General features: G+C 40.8%; 15 protein-coding genes. 5 read left to right on the top strand and 10 right to left on the bottom strand.

From position 1 onward, the window contains the following. The first annotated feature begins 50 nt into the window (after positions 1-50). From DSM08_RS12135 to DSM08_RS12125, 3 genes are all read left to right on the top strand, one after another. Positions 51-1,547 carry a malate:quinone oxidoreductase gene (locus tag DSM08_RS12135; RefSeq protein ID WP_149526406.1) on the top strand — a complete coding sequence of 499 codons (1,497 nt, stop codon included), beginning with the start codon at positions 51-53 and terminating at the stop codon, positions 1,545-1,547. Positions 1,548-1,709: 162 nt separating this feature from the next. Next, positions 1,710-2,327 (top strand): nicotinamide riboside transporter PnuC, encoded by a 618-nt coding sequence (pnuC, locus tag DSM08_RS12130; protein WP_223110809.1) that lies wholly within the window; start codon positions 1,710-1,712, stop codon positions 2,325-2,327. Next, positions 2,320-3,396, top strand: coding sequence for an acyl-CoA dehydrogenase family protein (locus DSM08_RS12125; protein WP_149526405.1), 1,077 nt, complete (start codon positions 2,320-2,322; stop codon positions 3,394-3,396). Before pnuC ends, DSM08_RS12125 begins: the two co-directional genes overlap by 8 nt. A gap of 3 nt (positions 3,397-3,399) precedes the next feature. Here DSM08_RS12125 and DSM08_RS12120 read toward each other — a convergent pair whose 3' ends face one another. The 10 genes from DSM08_RS12120 to DSM08_RS12075 all read right to left on the bottom strand — a co-directional run bounded on the left by DSM08_RS12120 (position 3,400) and on the right by DSM08_RS12075 (position 13,655). Next, positions 3,400-4,188 carry a hypothetical protein gene (locus DSM08_RS12120; protein WP_149526404.1) on the bottom strand — a complete coding sequence of 263 codons (789 nt, stop codon included), beginning with the start codon at positions 4,186-4,188 and terminating at the stop codon, positions 3,400-3,402. 19 nt (positions 4,189-4,207) lie between these two features. Next, on the bottom strand, positions 4,208-4,783 hold the full coding sequence (locus DSM08_RS12115) for a hypothetical protein (RefSeq protein ID WP_149526403.1): 576 nt from the start codon (positions 4,781-4,783) through the stop codon (positions 4,208-4,210). Further along, a complete protein-coding gene (locus tag DSM08_RS12110) occupies positions 4,758-5,486 on the bottom strand; it encodes a formylglycine-generating enzyme family protein (RefSeq protein ID WP_149526402.1) in 729 nt (242 codons plus the stop codon). Before DSM08_RS12110 ends, DSM08_RS12115 begins: the two co-directional genes overlap by 26 nt. A gap of 403 nt (positions 5,487-5,889) precedes the next feature. Then, complete coding sequence (locus DSM08_RS12105) at positions 5,890-7,755, bottom strand: FAD/NAD(P)-binding protein (RefSeq protein ID WP_149526401.1); 1,866 nt, start codon at positions 7,753-7,755, stop codon at positions 5,890-5,892. Positions 7,756-8,173: 418 nt separating this feature from the next. Further along, positions 8,174-9,172: an LLM class flavin-dependent oxidoreductase gene (locus DSM08_RS12100; RefSeq protein WP_149526400.1), complete on the bottom strand. Its 999-nt coding sequence runs from the start codon at positions 9,170-9,172 to the stop codon at positions 8,174-8,176. Between the two features lie 54 nt (positions 9,173-9,226). After that, the gene (locus DSM08_RS12095) at positions 9,227-10,411 is read right to left on the bottom strand and encodes a class I SAM-dependent methyltransferase (protein ID WP_149526399.1); all 1,185 of its coding nucleotides are present in this window, start codon (positions 10,409-10,411) and stop codon (positions 9,227-9,229) included. Beyond that, positions 10,404-11,672: an aspartate kinase gene (locus tag DSM08_RS12090; protein WP_149526398.1), complete on the bottom strand. Its 1,269-nt coding sequence runs from the start codon at positions 11,670-11,672 to the stop codon at positions 10,404-10,406. Before DSM08_RS12090 ends, DSM08_RS12095 begins: the two co-directional genes overlap by 8 nt. A 5-nt stretch (positions 11,673-11,677) precedes the next feature. Then, positions 11,678-12,535: a DUF3298 and DUF4163 domain-containing protein gene (locus tag DSM08_RS12085; RefSeq protein ID WP_149526397.1), complete on the bottom strand. Its 858-nt coding sequence runs from the start codon at positions 12,533-12,535 to the stop codon at positions 11,678-11,680. After that, positions 12,507-12,965 (bottom strand): GNAT family N-acetyltransferase, encoded by a 459-nt coding sequence (locus DSM08_RS12080; protein WP_149526396.1) that lies wholly within the window; start codon positions 12,963-12,965, stop codon positions 12,507-12,509. Before DSM08_RS12080 ends, DSM08_RS12085 begins: the two co-directional genes overlap by 29 nt. Beyond that, positions 12,966-13,655, bottom strand: a complete 690-nt coding sequence (locus DSM08_RS12075) for a YggS family pyridoxal phosphate-dependent enzyme (RefSeq protein ID WP_149527713.1) — start codon at positions 13,653-13,655, stop codon at positions 12,966-12,968. It lies immediately after the preceding gene. 77 nt (positions 13,656-13,732) lie between these two features. On the opposite strand from DSM08_RS12075, the gene DSM08_RS12070 reads away from it, so the two are divergent. Together DSM08_RS12070 and DSM08_RS12065 are read left to right on the top strand one after the other, a co-directional pair. Continuing rightward, positions 13,733-14,509, top strand: coding sequence for a DUF4296 domain-containing protein (locus tag DSM08_RS12070; protein ID WP_187773855.1), 777 nt, complete (start codon positions 13,733-13,735; stop codon positions 14,507-14,509). Between the two features lie 3 nt (positions 14,510-14,512). Next, on the top strand, positions 14,513-16,888 hold the full coding sequence (locus tag DSM08_RS12065; protein ID WP_149526394.1) for an endonuclease MutS2: 2,376 nt from the start codon (positions 14,513-14,515) through the stop codon (positions 16,886-16,888). Positions 16,889-17,560: the final 672 nt, after the last annotated feature.

Below are 17,560 nucleotides of genomic sequence, written 5' to 3'. Positions count from 1 at the left end.
TCGCTTATATATAATGCGAATATTAATTTTGTAACTCATTTAAAAATCACATGGGTAAGAAAACTAAGAAAACGGAAGTAGACGTCGTTTTGATTGGTGCTGGTATTATGAGTGCTACGCTGGGCACCTTGATAAACGAGTTGAGTCCGGATATTAATATCGAGATCTTGGAACGTCTTGATGTTGTTGCCGCAGAGAGCTCCGACGCATGGAATAACGCCGGAACTGGACACTCCGCACTTTGTGAGTTAAACTATACTCCGGAGCAAGCAGATGGTTCTGTTAAGATTGACAAAGCGATCAGTATCGCTGAGCAATACGAGGTTTCCAAGCAGTTTTGGTCTTACCTAGTTGAAAAAGGAATAATTAAGAACCCAAGTCATTTTATACGCCAAGTGCCACATATGTCGGCGGTTTTTGGAGAAAAGGATGTTCGTTTCTTGAGAACGAGATTTGAAACATTGACTCAACATAACCTTTTCAAAGGTATGGAGTATACCGAAGACAAACAGCAGTTGCAAGACTGGGTACCGTTGATGATGAACGGTAGAGATGGCAATGAACAAGTTGCAGCGACAAAGATGGACATCGGTACCGATGTTAATTTTGGCGCTTTGACGAGAGATTTGGTTTCTTACTTAGATGGAAAAGATAACATCAAGCTTTCATTGAATCAAGAAGTGAAAGATATTGATCGTGAGGATGATGGTCGTTGGGAAGTTGAGGTGAAAGATTTGGCAACGGGTGAGAAGCGTGAGATTCTTGCGAAGTTTGTTTTCATCGGTGCTGGCGGTCACTCCTTATTATTATTAGAAAAATCGGGTATACCTGAAGCCAAAGGCTATGGTGGTTTCCCAGTAGGCGGACAATGGTTGAGATGTACAAATGAGGACATCATTAAAGCGCATCATGCAAAAGTTTACGGTAAAGCTTCGGTAGGTGCTCCTCCGATGTCTGTACCGCACTTAGATACACGTTATATAGACGGAAAACAAGCCTTACTATTCGGTCCTTATGCTGGTTTCTCCACTAAGTTCTTGAAAAAAGGTTCGTACTTCGATTTACCTGCATCGATTAAATTATCGAACATTCGTCCGATGTTATCTGCAGGCCTAGATAACTTGCCGTTAACAAAATATTTGATCACGGAAGTGATGAAAAAGCCACAGGATAAATTGGACGCGTTGAAGCAATTTATGCCAACTGCGAAGATGGAGGATTGGGCGATTGAAAAGGCTGGTCAGCGTGTTCAGGTAATCAAGAAAGATCCTAAGCATGGCGGAATCTTAGAATTCGGAACGGAAGTAGTTTCCAGTGCCGACGGTTCTATCGCTGCGCTATTGGGAGCTTCTCCGGGTGCTTCTACTTCAGTTGCTATCATGATCAACTTGTTGAAGAGATGTTTCCCTGATCGTGCGAAATCAGATTCTTATCGTAAGAAATTGCGTGAGATGATCCCGACTTGGGGTAAAAAACTTAACGATGATGCAGCGCTATGTCAATCGACACGCGAGCGTACGCACCGTTTGTTGAATTTAGATAAATAGATTTTATTAAACTTATGGGGTGCTTCTCCTGGTTATTCTAGGATAGGCTGAGATTATACCCAATACCATAATTGGTAAAACCTGATCCAGGTAATGCTGGCGTAGGGATAAAGGATCTTGTTGCAATATAACATCCATAAGTTTTGTTTTAGGACATAATTTATGGGTGTTTTTTTTATGGATTTATGGAACGCTTTATTGCAAACGACTCCGCTGGAGCGATTCTCGGTTGTCTGCAGTATCATTCAGGTTCTTCTTTCGAGGAACAATAAAGTATCTAACTATTTTTTCGGCATACTCGGGATATTGACTGGGATGTATGTGCTTTTCGGTGCGAACCTTTATGCAGAGATCGCTTTAAACATGTATTATCTGGTGATGAGCGTCTATGGATGGTGGTATTGGGTGACGAATAAGGAGGCGCGAGAGCAGCCTATCACGCGCTGCGATAAGCAAGATTGGGGGATTGTTTTAGGTATCGTGTTTATCGGTTTTATTATTCTTTACTCGGTATTGAATCATTTTACCAACTCCGATGTTCCCATTTGGGATGCCTGGGTATCCTCAACTGCGTGGGCCGGAATGTGGCTCTTAGCGAAACGAAAGATAGAGAACTGGATATTGTTGAACATCAGCAACGCTTTTGCTATCCCATTGCTCATTCATAAAGATTTATATCTATTTGCGGCACTGACCTCCTTTTTATTTATTGTTGCTATCTTCGGCTACCTGAAGTGGCAGTCTATTATGCGAAATCAAGAAAAACTTTATCATGCTTAATCCAGAACAAATCTTAATCATTAAAGAGTGGCAGGCTGAGGCCATAAAGGCAAAATCATTAGTACCTGCTACTTTAAATCTTGCCTATGAAAATCGATGGTTCAACTTGTGGGTTCCGAAGGTATATGGAGGATTAGAGGCTGGTCTGGTTGACGGTTTGAAGTTATTGGAAGAGTTGGCTTATGTAGACGGAGGGTATGCTTGGACAATCACGCTTTGCTCTGGCGCGAATATGTTTGCCGGCTTCTTGGAGCCTGTCTTAGCGAAGGATATTTTCAGTAAGCCTAAGGTTTGTTGGGGTGGGAGTGGCCGCGCTGCAGGTACTGCCAATTGGGATGGAGAGCATTATGTCTTAACGGGTGAATGGCAATATGCAACGGGTTCTCCGCATTTAACACATTTTACATTGAATGCGAAGTTATTGGATCATGGTGTGCCGGTGCTTAATGAGGATGGAGAGCAAGCGGTTTCTTCCTTTTTCGTGCCACGAGATCAGGTGCTGATCCATTATGATTGGACCTCATTTGGATTGGAATGCACAGCGAGCCATAGTTTCTCGATGCAAAATATTAAGGTTGCTAAGGATCATGCGTTCTTGCTGGATCCCGCGGCAAAGAAATCGGATTCGCCTTTGTTTGACATCCCGTTCATGCCATTCGCCGAGATTACCTTATTAGTCAATTACGTCGGTATGTTTCGTCGATTTTTAGATTTAGTGGAGAAGTATTTTTTCGAAAAGTCAAAAGATCCGAATTGGGCAAGTCAATATAGCAAGGATAGATTCAGAATGCTAGATGCCATTCAGACTGATTTTCTTGCGCGGAGAGAACACGTTTTTGAGCTGGCGAATACAATCTGGTCGAATATCCTCGTGAGTGATTTCGATAGCAATAACGATCCTTATCAGGAGTTAGCAAACTTCTCCCGCGAATTTGTTAAAGATATGCGATTGCAAGTAGTCGACTTGTTTCCGCTATTGGGTATTGGTGCTTCGCAAGCAGAGCATGAGATTAACATTGTTTTTCGAAATATCTTTACCGCAAGTCAACATAGTTTATTGAACGGATGATAATTAGCAATCGAATTGCCTGTTTCCTTCAAAGGCATAGGGCGAATTGGAAAGATTGATGATTACGCGCTCTTCTTCATAGTCCCGCGGGCTCGAAAATAAAAAGTCTGGTTTTCCATCCTTATCGAAGTCTCCGATTAGCTGTATTTCCGTATGTGTATCGTTATACTGATCTTGTTGGAGGATTACGCGAGCAAATCGATCGTCTTCAAACAGCTCAAGCTTATAGACGCCGACGCCATTCTTATCGCGATCATCAAAAGCTCGACCTGAGGCTTTAATGCTATACTTTTTACCATTGAAAGAAAAGCAGGAACTTTCATTCGGATTCAAAACGGGTTTTTCGATCGAGATGCTATCGATCGCTCCAGCTTTCATTTCTCGCAGATTGAAGAAAGCATATGTTTGGTGTTCTGGTACGATGGTTTCAGTTGGCAGGCCAGAGCAGGGTTCTTCTGCTGCATGTTCGATCTGATAGTTAATCTTGCCGATAAAGTATTGATCTCCATTTTTATAAAGTGCTAGCCAGGTGCTATCGATTATCCTGCTGATGGCTTCCGATGGTTTCCATATGCGATAGCTTGCTGGTAATAGAATATGGCCGTCAACAAGGCTGTCGAGCTGGTTTTCTACGTTCGTACTTGGGTTTTCCATTGATGAGAGGGAATCAATAGGTTGCGCGGTGGAGTCTGAGTATGAGTCAGAACCGTTTATTGTGGAATTACTCGTGGAGTTGCATTGTGTGAAAGCTAATATTATAGCGAATGAAACTAGTGTCGATAGTTTTTGCATAGTTGTTAGAAATTACGAATTAATTGGATAGATCCTCAATACATTCTTCTCTAATGGCCCATATTTCTTTTGCTGAATATTTTAAGTCGGAATTGTCCTTGACCCAATTATTCAAGTAGGTTTGGTGAATTCTTATTTTTTCTTCACCAATCTCGTTTGGCTCAATTTCCACCTCAAAAAGAAGGTCGTCTATAAAGTCTTTTGCGGAAGATCCTGTTCTCGTAAAATCAAAATACTGTCCCCTGTATTTGAGGTAGGTATGTGCTTCGGGAATAAAATCGATATCATATTTTAATAATCGATCCTTAATTTTCGGTGTATTTGTAGCATTCATTCTGAATATTCCTATAGTCAGCTGTATACCATAGAAACCATTTTCGACTGCTAAAGTTTTCAGGAGGGCATGTTTGCTGCTGCAGGTTCCTCTATTTTCTGTAAAAATTGTTTTAAGGTCGGTTTTATCCGCATTTCGCCCATAATCCAAATTTTGTATGAATTTTGCAGCATCTCGAAAAGAAAATATCTCCCTTTTTAAAAACTGGGCAGAAATTTCATTGTTCGATTCTATCTTAAAATCTAACAGTTCCGCTTTCATGAAAAATTCTTTCTATATTTTGATTGATCGCTATCCTAAAACCTAAATCATCGATTTGAAATTTTAACGGGTGACTTCGCCGCCTCGTGGTCGGCATAACGCTTCGCGCTTCATCGCACCAGCCTCCGCCTCGAAAAATGCGGTAGGAGCCATAAATTTCCGTATCGTATAAATCAGAGCACCACTCCCAAACATTTCCCAACATATCGTATAGTCCCCATTCATTCGGCAATTTTAGTCCGACATCGTGCGTTGTTCGATTCGAATTTTCTTTATACCAAGCGATAGCGTCCAAATCATTGACACATTTCAATAACCCCGCTTTACAGGAGTATTCCCATTCTGCTTCAGTCGGTAGTCTAAACCCATCCGCCTCAATGTTCATCGAAACATGCTCGTTTTCAAGTTTGCCGACGCTATAGTAAGGGGTAAGTTGAAAAAGGTTGGAAAGTGTATTGCAAAAATTAACAGCATCAATCCAGCTTATCGTTTCCACCGGTTTGTTGATTCCGATGAAAGAGCTGGGGTTATGGTTTAATAACAACGTATATAAGCGCTGGGTGACAGGGAATTTTGCAAGTGAAAAAGATTCGATATTTGCATCCCATTTCATTTTTGTTCTATCGTCTCTCATTTGTATTGTCCCCGATGGGATTTGTACAAATAGATCTCTTAAAATGGATTTGATCTCTTCAGTATTCATCTGCTGCTGCTCTTCAATTCTAATGGTTAGCCTAGCAAATATATCATTATTATATAATTTTCGTTAGGGACGATACTGGACTGATGGCGAGGGCACAAAGCAGTAAAGGATAGATATCATTTATGTTTGCTTTAAGTTTTAGAAAGTTTATTGGGGGAAATAGTAGGTTAGTGGATGGGAGGTAAGTAGGTATGAGGTGGGATCTTAATCCTCTTCTGAATTAAAATCATCACCATCATACATAAATTCTACTAGGATCGTATTGATCTCTGCTAATAATACTTCGTCTTTAATCATTTCTTTTAATTTTTATTAATACGAATATAAGGCGGCTCTTTGATGTTAATATTAATAGTGTATTAAGATTGTGTTAAGTGTAGTATAGGATAATATTATGACCGATTTATAGCATTCGTTCTTTTAGTTCTGCACATTTTTTTTCAAAAGTTGCAAACGTGTCGTCTGCCCATGGTTTAGCGAAGTTGTTTCGCGATCTTAAAATTGTGTCGTTGCTAATAACTTGACCTTCAGTTGGTATTCCGTAAAGATAGATTTTATGGTTTTCATCCAGTCCGACCGGTTTCCCATTTTTATCGATTGCAATCTTGCCTGTTGACAACTGGTCGTTCATCCATTCCTTGATAATACCTTTACTCAGCATCCGATCATATAAGGGATGATTTTTTGTCCGCAGATTGCCTTTTTGAATCCGCGCATTCAACAAATACTGAAAATCTTTTTCCATGTATTTATTCTTCAATCGAATTTTATTACCAGCTTGTGTAACCGATGCAGTTTCTGAAAAAATAAATTTGACGAATCCTTCGCGCATCAAACAGAAGAATTTTTCAGACACCTCACGTGGAGGGCCATACGCTAGATGATTTATGTTTGGAAACCATCTGTCTTCAAACGCTTTTTGTGAGTTGGCGGTAAAACCTACCTGATTATTTATTTTTACAATTTGCTCAAAAGCTTCTCTTAACGCGGCTGTCGCTGCTGCCATAGGACTGTGGAATTCTCCAAATTCAGTCATCTGCAGACAGTAATTGCTCAGATCTAAGATGAATTCTTGGTAATTGGTATCCGATGGTAACTTAGAGTAGGACATGGGATTGACCAAAGCAAAAAGACTAAACATTTTCTCTTGACTATCATCATGCAGAAAAGCTAGAATACTTTCATTGTCAAGCCCTTTGAATTCAGGAATAAGAGGATAGAAGGCGAATTTAACTTCAAGATCTAGAATTGGAATAATCTCGTTGATGAAGTCAATCTTTCTGTTCTGAGCAAGCAAGTTTTCCAACCACTCGTCCGTCATAAATGCGAGCGTCCGCTTATGGGAATTGGAATAAGCGTTGACTGGCATATTCGGTAGGTTCCGACGAGAAAACGGATACATGATAGGTTCATGTCCCGAACTGAGATAATGGTATTCGTCATCCTTTTTATAGAATATCCCTCCACGGCCCTCAGTCAATTCTAGCATAGCGTCTAAAAAAGTTAAGCCTGTTCCATAAATTGCTACGTCTTCACGCGCAGGAATCTCGCTTAGTCGCTCAATCGGATATACCTCGTCAATAATCGTGTAAGATGCATTGGCGTCCTGTTTCAGATGCGAGAAGCTTGTGCTTTCGTAGGAGTGCCCAGTCGCCAAGATGACGGAGTCATAGTGAAAGGGTATCTTTCCTTTTGCGCAAGTTAGTACTGATTTGTCATCTCCGATATCAAGATCACAAATACGTTCTTTTACTAGGTGTATCTCAAGCATGGGGTTTTCTTCTTTCATAATGCTTAGAACAGCATCGATGAAATAATATCCCAATAATTCGCGTGTGCATAGGTGATTCCATGCGGGTTCTTTACCTGATATGGAATGCTTTTTCAGCCATTGCATCAAGGAGAGCTGATGTGGAATGTCGCTCTTCACAACTTCTTCCCAGCAGGTAATATCAGCGATATACCTATTTACCAGGAAATATTCAGGGAGATCGGTATGGAAGTTAGGTCCAGTTCCGAAATGATAATCATTATTAAACCAGTGTATATGAATCTTTTGATTTCCGTGTGTTGATTGACCTAGTCTTTTATTGGCTAGATCTTGGAATGTATCTAAAGCATAGAAACCTTTTGGTCCTGCCCCAACTATAGCGATATGGAAATCACTAGGAGAGGTGGTCGGAAGCTGATTTACAGATTTGACAAACGATTTAAGCTCGTTAGGTAAATTTAAAAGTTCTGAGTTTAAGCTCGATGAATTCCAAATCATAGGTTTCGTCCTGTAATTTTTTGATAAATAATACTCAAACGTTCGCTATTCATAACAATTAGCGGATAGATGCTGTTTTAAAAATATAAATTTTCCCATTAAATAAGAAACACTTTGTTTTCTGTTTTGAGTAATCTTTACTAAAATGGTAATAAAAAAGATTTATCCTTGATTAAATAGCAGTAATTGGTTCAATTATTTAGAAAGATGTTATAACAAATATTGTTTTATTTGTTTCTTATCTCTCTTTGTTATTAACTAAAATAAAGAAAATGTAAAAGAAAAGTTGAAGTCATCACTTCTTTGTGTTTTACATTTTTAATATCTCGGTTAAATATATTGTTATAGGATAATAATAAATAAATCGCGTTATCTGGAAACCCGACTTATCCTAATTATCTTTTTCGGTATAGGAATGCTAATTCATTTCTTTAAAAGCATCCGCAATTAGCTCGAATGCATGAAGTCGTTTAGCATCGTCAAAGATGTTATTGGTAATCATGATTTCTTTAGCGTGCAACTCAGTAGCGAAGCTTTTTAATTCTTTTGCAATCTTGTCTTTAGTTCCAATAAAAGTGCATTTCGTCATGCCTGCAACAGCCTGTTCAATTTCCGGAATGCCATGATATATGGGTTTCTCGGTTGGTGGCGAAAGTGGCATTCGATGATTGGTGATGATGCCGGCGAACATATTATAGACACTGTTTGCTAGTAATTCTGCCTCTTCTTGGCTATCAGCGGCAACGACATTGACACATACCATAAAATAAGGTTCCTGTAATTGCTCAGAGGGCTTGAAATGCATACGATATATCATGGCTGCCTGTTCTAACATGGCAGGTGCGAAATGCGCCGCAAATGCATAAGGTAGTCCTAATTCAGCAGCGAGGTAAGCGCTGTCTGTACTGGATCCTAAAATCCAGATAGGTACGTCGAGACCTTCGCCTGGGAATGCGCGGACTTTTGCAGTTGCATTTGTATCACTGAAATACTGTTGTAAAGCTTGCACATCGTCGCGGAAATAAAACTGTGTATTGATGTTGTTTCTTCGTAATGCCATAGCAGTCCCTTGGTCAGTGCCAGGTGCTCGTCCTAATCCTAAGTCAATGCGTCCCGGGTAGATGCTTTCTAGCGTACCGAATTGTTCCGCAATCACTAATGGCGAATGATTGGGGAGCATAACTCCACCGGATCCAACACGGATATTCTGCGTATGGGCAGCAATATGACCGATCAATACGGAAGTGGCAGAGCTTGCAACATATTCCATATTATGATGCTCGGCAAGCCAAATACGCGTATAGCCTAGTTTATCGATGGTTTCCGCACCGATTTTAGCACGTTCAATTGATTGTGCAATCGTCTTATTCTTGCCCACATTGGCTAATTCTAAAAGAGAATATTTTATCTGCTCCATAACTTCAAAGATAAGAGCAAATTTGATGTGGTATTGTAATAGAATTGTAGGATTTTATCGCAGACGCCGGCAGGCTATGGCAATGTAATTATTGTTGATATCCGTCGTAAAGAATAAATAATTCTGTCCCCCGTCTTTGATTTTAAGCTTCTTCCGTATCAGTTCTACCTTATCCGGGAAGTTGCGGGTCGCGACATTGGCTTGGGGATATGGGTTGTTCTTTTTAAAGTTGCCGTAAGGGATTACTTCGATGATTTCGAAGATGCGTCCGGGGAACTCTGGGATAAAGTTGTCGGATGTATACAGGTGGGCATGCTGATGAAGTTTGCCCAATCCAAAAGACTTACCTACAATTTTGAATGCACCGGCTTTACTGATGGCGACATCGGGATCATAGAGGTAATGTTGAGGCATTGAAAAGCGACTGATCGTTCCTCTTTCATCCGCATAGGTAAATTCAAAATCTTGTAATTGGTCGTGAAAGAGACGGATAGCCTTGATTGTCGTTTCACCAGTATACCCGCGTTCTTGAATAAAGAGCAATTCCTTGCAGTCGTTATCTAAGCTGATCACATATACATATTTTACATGTTTCAAGCTGCTCAATGCTGTTGATATATCGAGGAGCGGAGCGAGCTTGGCAATAACTATACGTGCTTTTTGGAAATATAAGTCTTGATGCGCCACGATATTTGGCTCGCAATCCTCCAACAGAAAGACCTTGCCCTGATTCACTCGCCTAGATGGGTCGACATAGATATAATCAAATGCGTCATCCTCGCTTTCTTGCAAGTACTTGATACCGTCGGTAACTACACATTGTAGATTATGTACGCGAAGGATCTTTGCGTTATAGTCTACAATCTCGGAAAGGTTGGCATTGAGTTCGCAATGTATAACTTCAGATGCTTCCTGTGCCAAATAACAACTATCTACGCTAAATCCTCCAGTCAAATCAATAACGCGTGCGCCTTTCTTAATAAGAGTCTGCTTGATAAGAGCGGTATGCTCGGAAGAGCATTGTTCAAGATTGAGCTTGTCGGGATAGTAGATACCATCGCTGAACGCCCAGGTAGGGAGTTTGCGGACGCTTCGTTGCCATCCATCAATTTGGGAGGCAAGTTCTGCAGAAGAAACGGTAGAGAAAGGGCTCTTCTTTAAAGCAATTTCTGTAGGCGATTTTTCGCGGTTTGCTTTAATAAAATGTTGAACCTCTTTGTCTAAAATTGCTTTATTCATCTTTGTTCTTCACCAGCATTTGGCAGGTATAACTATCCTTAAGTTCGCGAATAATTTCCTTATTTACCAAAACACGGTTGATAGTTTCTTGATTGTAGTAGCGAATCGTAATCAATTCCAATCCTGTAGCCACGGAAACCTTGTATCGTTTTTCTAATTGATCAAGTAAGTTCCATACGTTTTCTCCCGTATCATCCACACTGACGCTAAAGCTAATAGCGGAGTTGTGCATCATGTTTATTTTGATGCGGTTTTTGTGGAATTCATTGAAGATGGAACTTAAATTGTCCTCTACGATAAAAGAAAAATCTCGAGGTTGGATGTTGATGAAAACCTGGTTGACCTTGAAAATAAAAGAAGGTACCGGTAGTGTCTGATTCGTTGTTTTAATCTGGGTTCCTGGAGCCTCAGGGTTCAAAAATGAACGCACATTTAACGTGATTTTCTTGTTCTGCAATGGCTTGATTGTCTTCGGGTGAATAACAGTTGCGCCATAATACGTCAATTCAATCGCGTCGGTATAGGATAGTTCTGGAATAAGCTCGGTTTGATCGAACCATTTTGGGTCAGCATTCAATACACCCTGCACATCTTTCCAGATCGTGATGTTTTCCGCGTTCAAGCTCGCTGCAAAGATTGCGGCAGAATAATCGGAGCCTTCACGCCCTAACGTCGTTGTGAAGTTTTCTGAGGTAGAGCCAATATAGCCTTGCGTAACGATGATATGCTCATCAAGGATAGAAGGGATTTCTTTACGAATTTTTTCTTCAGTTTTTACCCAATCAACATTCGCTTCGCGGTAGGTGTTATCGGTAAGGATATAGTCTCTCGCGTCGACCCATTTGATAGGGAGGCCCATGTATTGCCCGTATCCGGCAATGATTTTCGTCGATAAAAGCTCGCCGATAGACACGATTTGATCAAATAAATAATCATAATCGTCTTGCGGCTCATCTTCCAATATCCATTCAATTTCAACGAAGGTGTTAGCAATGTCGTCGAAAATAGGGAAGGACTTGTTTTCGAAAAGCTCGTTTAAGATTTGGAAATGCTCATTTTTAAGTTCCTCTAGGAGCGTAAAGGCGTCAGGGCTTCGCTTTACATAGCTATCCGTTATTCTGGCTAGCTTGTCCGTCGTTTTTCCTATCGCCGAGACAACGACTAGTAGTTCGGAGTTTTTGTATTTCTCGATAATGGAGACTACATTTTTGATATTTTCTGAACTCTTTACAGAGGCACCTCCAAATTTAAAAACTTGCATTTATGCTATTGTGTTGAATGATTATACTCTTTTACCTGCTTTATATAGTTCTTTCCTGTTTCGGTTAATACATCCTGTATGGCGTCAAATGGAACAACTATAGTTGTCGTTCCGGCAGCATAGGGCTTAATTTCGTATTGATTGTAATGAAAGAAGAGTCCCTCTTTATTTATGCCGTAATTAGCAGCGAGGGAAAATTTTCCATTTTCGAAGAAATATGCCTTGTCTAAACTTGCAGTATCGGATAAACCTTCTTCTTCGCGAAAGAATTTCTCTGCAATTTTAGTAAATTCTTTCATCTTATTTTCGGAAATAAACGTATTTAATGCCAGTTTTTGATAATTTTCTATATCATATACGTTAATTAGTTCAAAAGTGTTGCCATGAGCGCCTCCAGAGAACTCGTAAGTCATGTTTTTTAAGGTCAATAGCTGCGGTGTATTCAACAAGATATCCACGTCGGTAATCTTCGACCAGGATAGGTTATAGCTGATCTCATTCTCCTCAATAAAATTCCCATAACCTTCAATAAAGTTATTCGCATATTGATCTATCGACTCTTCACCTTCCAGCAGAATCGTCTCTGTCACTAGCTCGTTCATTGTACTGTCCTCAAATCGAGGATAGGTCACCCGGACGAAGGTTGTATCGATAGTGCCCTCGTTTTCAGAAAAATATTGGCTTATTTTTTTTACCTCTAGTTTTTGATAAGTTAGTGTGTCGGTACGGGAGATAGTGCTGTTTCCCTTATGATTTATTCGTGTGTTTTCGACCTTGTTGCTTTGGCAAGCTGCGATGCTCGATGCCAATAATGCTAATGCTAGCGTTGTTTGTTTACTGTTTTTTAAAATCAATTGAAACATTTATCCATTCCCCATCTAATGTTGTATCATATTTTTTGTAGAAGTTTATCGCCGGTTCGTTCCAATCGAGCACCTGCCACATCATTCCACTATATCCTTCTGCTTTAGCATACGCTATTGTATGGTCTAATAGTACTTTTCCAAAGCCTTTTCCGCGTACCTCTTCTGTTACAATCAGGTCTTCCAGATATAATCTTCGGCCTTTCCAAGTGGAATAACGAATGTAATAGAGAGACATTCCAACAATTACTCCATCAAGCTCGCCAACAAAAGCGCCCCAGACAGGGTTCTCACCAAATCCAGACGCTTCGAATTCCTCCATACTGACCGTTACTTCATCGGGAGCCCGTTCATAGCGAGCGAGTTCTTTGATAAGTTCTAAAAGCCTTGGGCAGTCTGCGCGCTCTGCTCTACGGATCTTTAGCTCCATTTATTTGTTTTTATAATGTTTTATCACGCGTTTTCCAAAGATTGTACTTCCCAAGCGAATCATGTTGCTACCCTGCTCGATTGCTAAAGTATAATCGGAAGACATACCCATCGATAGTGTGTCGAATGCGTCATCTTTCCTGAAGTAAGTCGCTTTTACGCCATCAAACAACATTTTGAGCTCGTAGAATTCCTCCTTAACAATTCGTTCATTCTCAGTATTGCTCGCAATACCCATTAATCCTCGAATTCGAATATTTTTTAAAGTGCCGAATTCCTCGCTGCGAAGCAATTCAATAAGCTCAGCATGGTCTAGTCCAAATTTGGTGTCCTCATCGGCGATAAAAACCTGTAATAGACAGTCGATAACGCGATCGTGCTTTAAGGCATGCTTATTAATCTCCTCCAACACCTTTAAAGAATCCACGGAATGGATCAAATGGATGAAGGACGCGATATATTTTACTTTGTTCGTCTGCAGATGGCCTACAAGGTGCCATTCAATATCTTTAGGAAGGGACTCTTGTTTCGCTACCAGCTCTTGTACTTGGTTTTCACCAAAGGCACGTTGGCCGGCTTCGTAGGCTTCCAATATATCTTCGTTGGGTTTTGTTTTCGAAATTGCAATTAATTTGACTCCGATTGGATCAAGTTCTTTGTGCAACTCCTGTATGTTGGATGTAATGCTCATCATGTTTTGGGATTCACTTCGAATTTTTATACAAAGCTATGTGCAAGCTTTTGCGTATTTTTGTACAAATTTACAAAATGCAACGATTAATATTTGGTTTCATCCTGTTGTTTTTTATAAGCACTTCCTGCAAGAAGGGGCTACCTAGTGGAATATTGAAAGAAGACACGATGGTCGAACTGCTTGGCGAGGTGCATGTGCTTGATGGTTACCTGACTACGATTCCTATTGATAGTGCAAAGAAAGTGATGGATCCGCTATATAATGAGTTGTTCAACAAATATGGTTTAGACTCTGCATCTTTTACAAAGAATCTAGATTACTATTATGGTGATCCGGCCTTGTCGGTCGAGACCTATGATCGAGTTGTGAAATCGTTGCAGGAAAAAGAGAATGCGTTCATCAAAGAAGATTCTGTCCGTAATGCCATATTTTCTGATAGCATACGTACTGTAAATTTTCAGAATATGAGATGGCAGGGAAGAGTGAATTCCTTGATGAATGCGAAAGCAGATACACTACCATACGGAATAGCAGAGATTACTCGTCGTATGCTATCGCCAACAGGATTGGATTTAATTTGGAAAAACAATATTTACGATAAACCTACGCAGGTTCCAGGGGCAGCGGTTCAGCCGCAGACCTTAACCGAGGAACAACTGCCGACAGTTACCGATTCAGTTCAACCCCAGGAGGCACAACCTCAGGAAGCAGAACCTCAGGAAGCTCAGCCACAAGAACTAAAGCCTGTTGGAAATGGGCGACCTACCGATGTAAGACGACCATTGCGCACACCCGATGGTACGCAATTAAAACCCGTAAAGCCGCGAAGGCCTTTACAGACAGCAAATTAAAACATGATTTACCCCAAGAACGCAGTAGATAAGTTAGGATATACAGATATAAAGGCACTCATCAAGGAAAAATGTCTAAGTGAGGCTGCAAAAGAAATGGTGGACAAGATTCAGCCCCAAGTAAAATTGGAGTTGATCGATCGCTATTTGCGTCAAGCAAACGAGTTTAAGAACTTGTTGCAGAACGATGCGGCACTGCCTGTAGATCATATATATCCCATTAAAGCAATTATAGAAAAAGCAAAGGTGGAAGGGGCTTTTCTCTTCGAAGATGAGTTTTATCGAATCTTACTTTCCCTGAGAACCGTCTATGCCATTATCCGCTATTTTAACGAGCGCGAACAACAATACCCCAATTTAGAGCTATTATTTGAACATCTGCCGATTGAAAAAAGCATCGTTCGGAGTATAGAGCAGGTGATCGATGAACGCGGAAAGATGAATGATAATGCTTCTCGCTTATTGTTAGAGATAACACAACAGATTAGCAAGAGCGAACAGGAAGCCAGAAAACGAATTGATAGCATCTATAAGCAGGCACAACAGAACGGTTGGACTGCTGATGGCAGCTTAACCATACGCGATGGTCGATTGTGTATCCCGATTCTTGCCGAGAATAAACGTAAGATCAAGGGATTGATTCACGATGAGTCCGCGACTGGGCAAACCGCTTATATCGAGCCTGAAGAAGTGTTTCATTTAAACAATAAAGTTCGGGACCTTGAATTCGAAAGAAGACGTGAGGTTATTCGGATCCTAACCGATTTGACGAGTACTTTGCGCCCGCATGTTCCCTTATTGCTTGCCTATCATGGGTTATTAACCAAACTAGACTTTGTCAGAGCCAAAGCCTTATTTGCGTTGGATATCGATGCAGAGATGCCTGAATTGTCTAAGGAAGCTGAAATCCGATTAGTCAATGCAAAGCACCCCTTATTAACGTTAAGTGCGCGCCAGGAAGGGCACCAAGCGGTCGTTCCGTTAAACTTAAAGATCGATGCGATAGATCGCGTGTTATTGGTTTCCGGACCAAATGCTGGAGGGAAATCTGTTTGTATGAAGACCGTAGGGCTCTTGCAATTGATGTTCCAGTCGGGCTTGTTGATTCCATGCGACCCTACATCCAAATTGGGACTATTTAAACAGGTTTTTGCCGACATTGGGGACGATCAATCCATTGACTCCGACTTAAGTACCTATAGTGCCCATCTTTCGAAGATGAAGCATTTCACGCAATTTGCAAGCGCCAGAACTTTAGTACTGATTGATGAGTTTGGTACAGGAACCGACCCGCAATTTGGCGGTCCAATCGCAGAGGCTGTGCTGGAGGTCTTAAATAAGAAAGAAATCAGAGGCGTCATTACGACGCATTATTCCAACTTGAAGGTCTTTGCCAGCAATACTTCGGGAATAGAAAATGCTTCCATGTTGTTTGATAACGAACAAATGAAGCCCCTGTATATATTACAGACCGGAAAGCCGGGTAGCTCTTATGCTTTCGAGATCGCTCAGAATATAGGCCTACCGAAAGAGGTATTGCATCTGGCAAAACAAAAAATCGGGGTTCAACAGAAGAAAGTCGATACTTTATTGGTGGATCTCGAGCGCGAGAAGAAGGAGATTTATGATACCAAAACGGCGATTTCCTTGCGAGAGAAAGAACTTTTAAATCAGCAATCGGAAGTCAAAGAGCTGCAAACCTACTTGGATGAAAACAGGCATAACCTGTTGAAGGAAGCGAAGGAGGAAGCTCGGCAGATTATTAAAAATGCGAACAAGCTGGTCGAAAATACCATTTCAGAAATTAAGCAAGCGAAAGCTGATAAGGAAAAGACCAAGGATTTACGTGTTGGGCTACAACGTGCATCAGACTCTTTAAAAGAGAAGCCTAAGGAGCAAGCGAAGGCGGCGCCTGTCGTAGCGTCGGACGAGCCAATAGAGATTGGCGATTGGGTCCGCATCGTCGAGACGGGAAATGAAGCGCAGGTTATCGAAATTGCTAAAAACAATTTAATTCTCGCACTAGGCGATCTCCGCACGGTTGTCAAAAAGAATAAAGTCGAAAAGTTGCGTGGGAAAGAGAAAGCTAAGGCGGTCAAAAAATCTCGCCCAATTTCTGCAGAGAGCGTTGCTGATTTCCATCCAGAAGTTGATGTACGCGGCATGCGAACTGAAGATGCGCTCCAAAGGATTGAAACGGTGCTCGATAGAGCCGTTATGATCGGTTATCCCTCCTTAAAAATCATTCATGGAAAAGGAGACGGTATATTGAGACGATTTATCCGCGATTATTTACGTAAATACAATCAAGTCAGTCGCTTTGAAGACGAACATGCCGACCGTGGTGGCGATGGTATAACCTATGCATATTTAGATTAGTTTCTATACAAAATATTTGAGTACCTCAATCATGGGATCCTATGCAGATATTGCATAGGCTCCTTTTTTGTTTTAGGGTGGTAAGGGTACTTTGTTTTTTAACGGAGGTTGGTTTGTCTTTCAGGGGAGATTGATTTGTCTTTTAAGGGAGGTTGGTTGTTTTGAACCAGGAAAGGAAGGATTCAAGGATGAGCAGGATCATGCATAGCTGCTATATATTACTGCCAATTTATAGTCCTTTCACAACCCAATCATAGCCCTTCAGGAGCGGTTCTGATTGGGTTGTGAAAGGGCTTTGAAAGGGTTATGTAAGGGATTTGAGTTAACGAAGATACTTATTGCGTTGGATGAAGAGAGGGGGGAGCTATGGGGAGGCAGGATTCTTTGTTTTGAACCAGGAAAAAAAGGATTTTAGGATGAGCAGGATCGGGCTGAAAGGAAAAAAAATGTTAGAAATTATACATGATCCTGATTATCCTTGCATCTTTCCTTTCCTGGTTCAAAACAAAAATATCCTGCCTTTCCTGGTTCAAAACAAAAATATCCTGCCTTTCCTGGTTCAAAGACAATACGCTCATCCTAATATTCTTTCTTTCCTGGTTCAAAACAAAATACCCTTACTTTCTTGGTTCAAAACCTCCTTCTTAATGCTTCACAAAAAAACTGTACAAA

Source organism: Sphingobacterium hotanense (assembly GCF_008274825.1).
GTDB lineage: Bacteria > Bacteroidota > Bacteroidia > Sphingobacteriales > Sphingobacteriaceae > Sphingobacterium > Sphingobacterium hotanense.
The sequence above is the reverse complement of the archived record's forward strand: the minus strand, read 5'-3'. Positions and strand labels throughout refer to the sequence as shown.

Coding starts and splice junctions, on each gene's coding strand:
- DSM08_RS12070 (WP_187773855.1), top strand. CDS start 13,733: ATGCAACGATTAATATTTGGTTTCATCCTGTTGTTTTTTATAAGCACT.
- DSM08_RS12125 (WP_149526405.1), top strand. CDS start 2,320: ATGCTTAATCCAGAACAAATCTTAATCATTAAAGAGTGGCAGGCTGAG.
- DSM08_RS12115 (WP_149526403.1), bottom strand. CDS start 4,783: ATGAAAGCGGAACTGTTAGATTTTAAGATAGAATCGAACAATGAAATT.
- DSM08_RS12065 (WP_149526394.1), top strand. CDS start 14,513: ATGATTTACCCCAAGAACGCAGTAGATAAGTTAGGATATACAGATATA.
- DSM08_RS12105 (WP_149526401.1), bottom strand. CDS start 7,755: ATGATTTGGAATTCATCGAGCTTAAACTCAGAACTTTTAAATTTACCT.
- DSM08_RS12085 (WP_149526397.1), bottom strand. CDS start 12,535: ATGTTTCAATTGATTTTAAAAAACAGTAAACAAACAACGCTAGCATTA.
- DSM08_RS12090 (WP_149526398.1), bottom strand. CDS start 11,672: ATGCAAGTTTTTAAATTTGGAGGTGCCTCTGTAAAGAGTTCAGAAAAT.
- DSM08_RS12135 (WP_149526406.1), top strand. CDS start 51: ATGGGTAAGAAAACTAAGAAAACGGAAGTAGACGTCGTTTTGATTGGT.
- pnuC (WP_223110809.1), top strand. CDS start 1,710: ATGGGTGTTTTTTTTATGGATTTATGGAACGCTTTATTGCAAACGACT.
- DSM08_RS12095 (WP_149526399.1), bottom strand. CDS start 10,411: ATGAATAAAGCAATTTTAGACAAAGAGGTTCAACATTTTATTAAAGCA.
- DSM08_RS12075 (WP_149527713.1), bottom strand. CDS start 13,655: ATGAGCATTACATCCAACATACAGGAGTTGCACAAAGAACTTGATCCA.
- DSM08_RS12080 (WP_149526396.1), bottom strand. CDS start 12,965: ATGGAGCTAAAGATCCGTAGAGCAGAGCGCGCAGACTGCCCAAGGCTT.
- DSM08_RS12120 (WP_149526404.1), bottom strand. CDS start 4,188: ATGCAAAAACTATCGACACTAGTTTCATTCGCTATAATATTAGCTTTC.
- DSM08_RS12110 (WP_149526402.1), bottom strand. CDS start 5,486: ATGAATACTGAAGAGATCAAATCCATTTTAAGAGATCTATTTGTACAA.
- DSM08_RS12100 (WP_149526400.1), bottom strand. CDS start 9,172: ATGGAGCAGATAAAATATTCTCTTTTAGAATTAGCCAATGTGGGCAAG.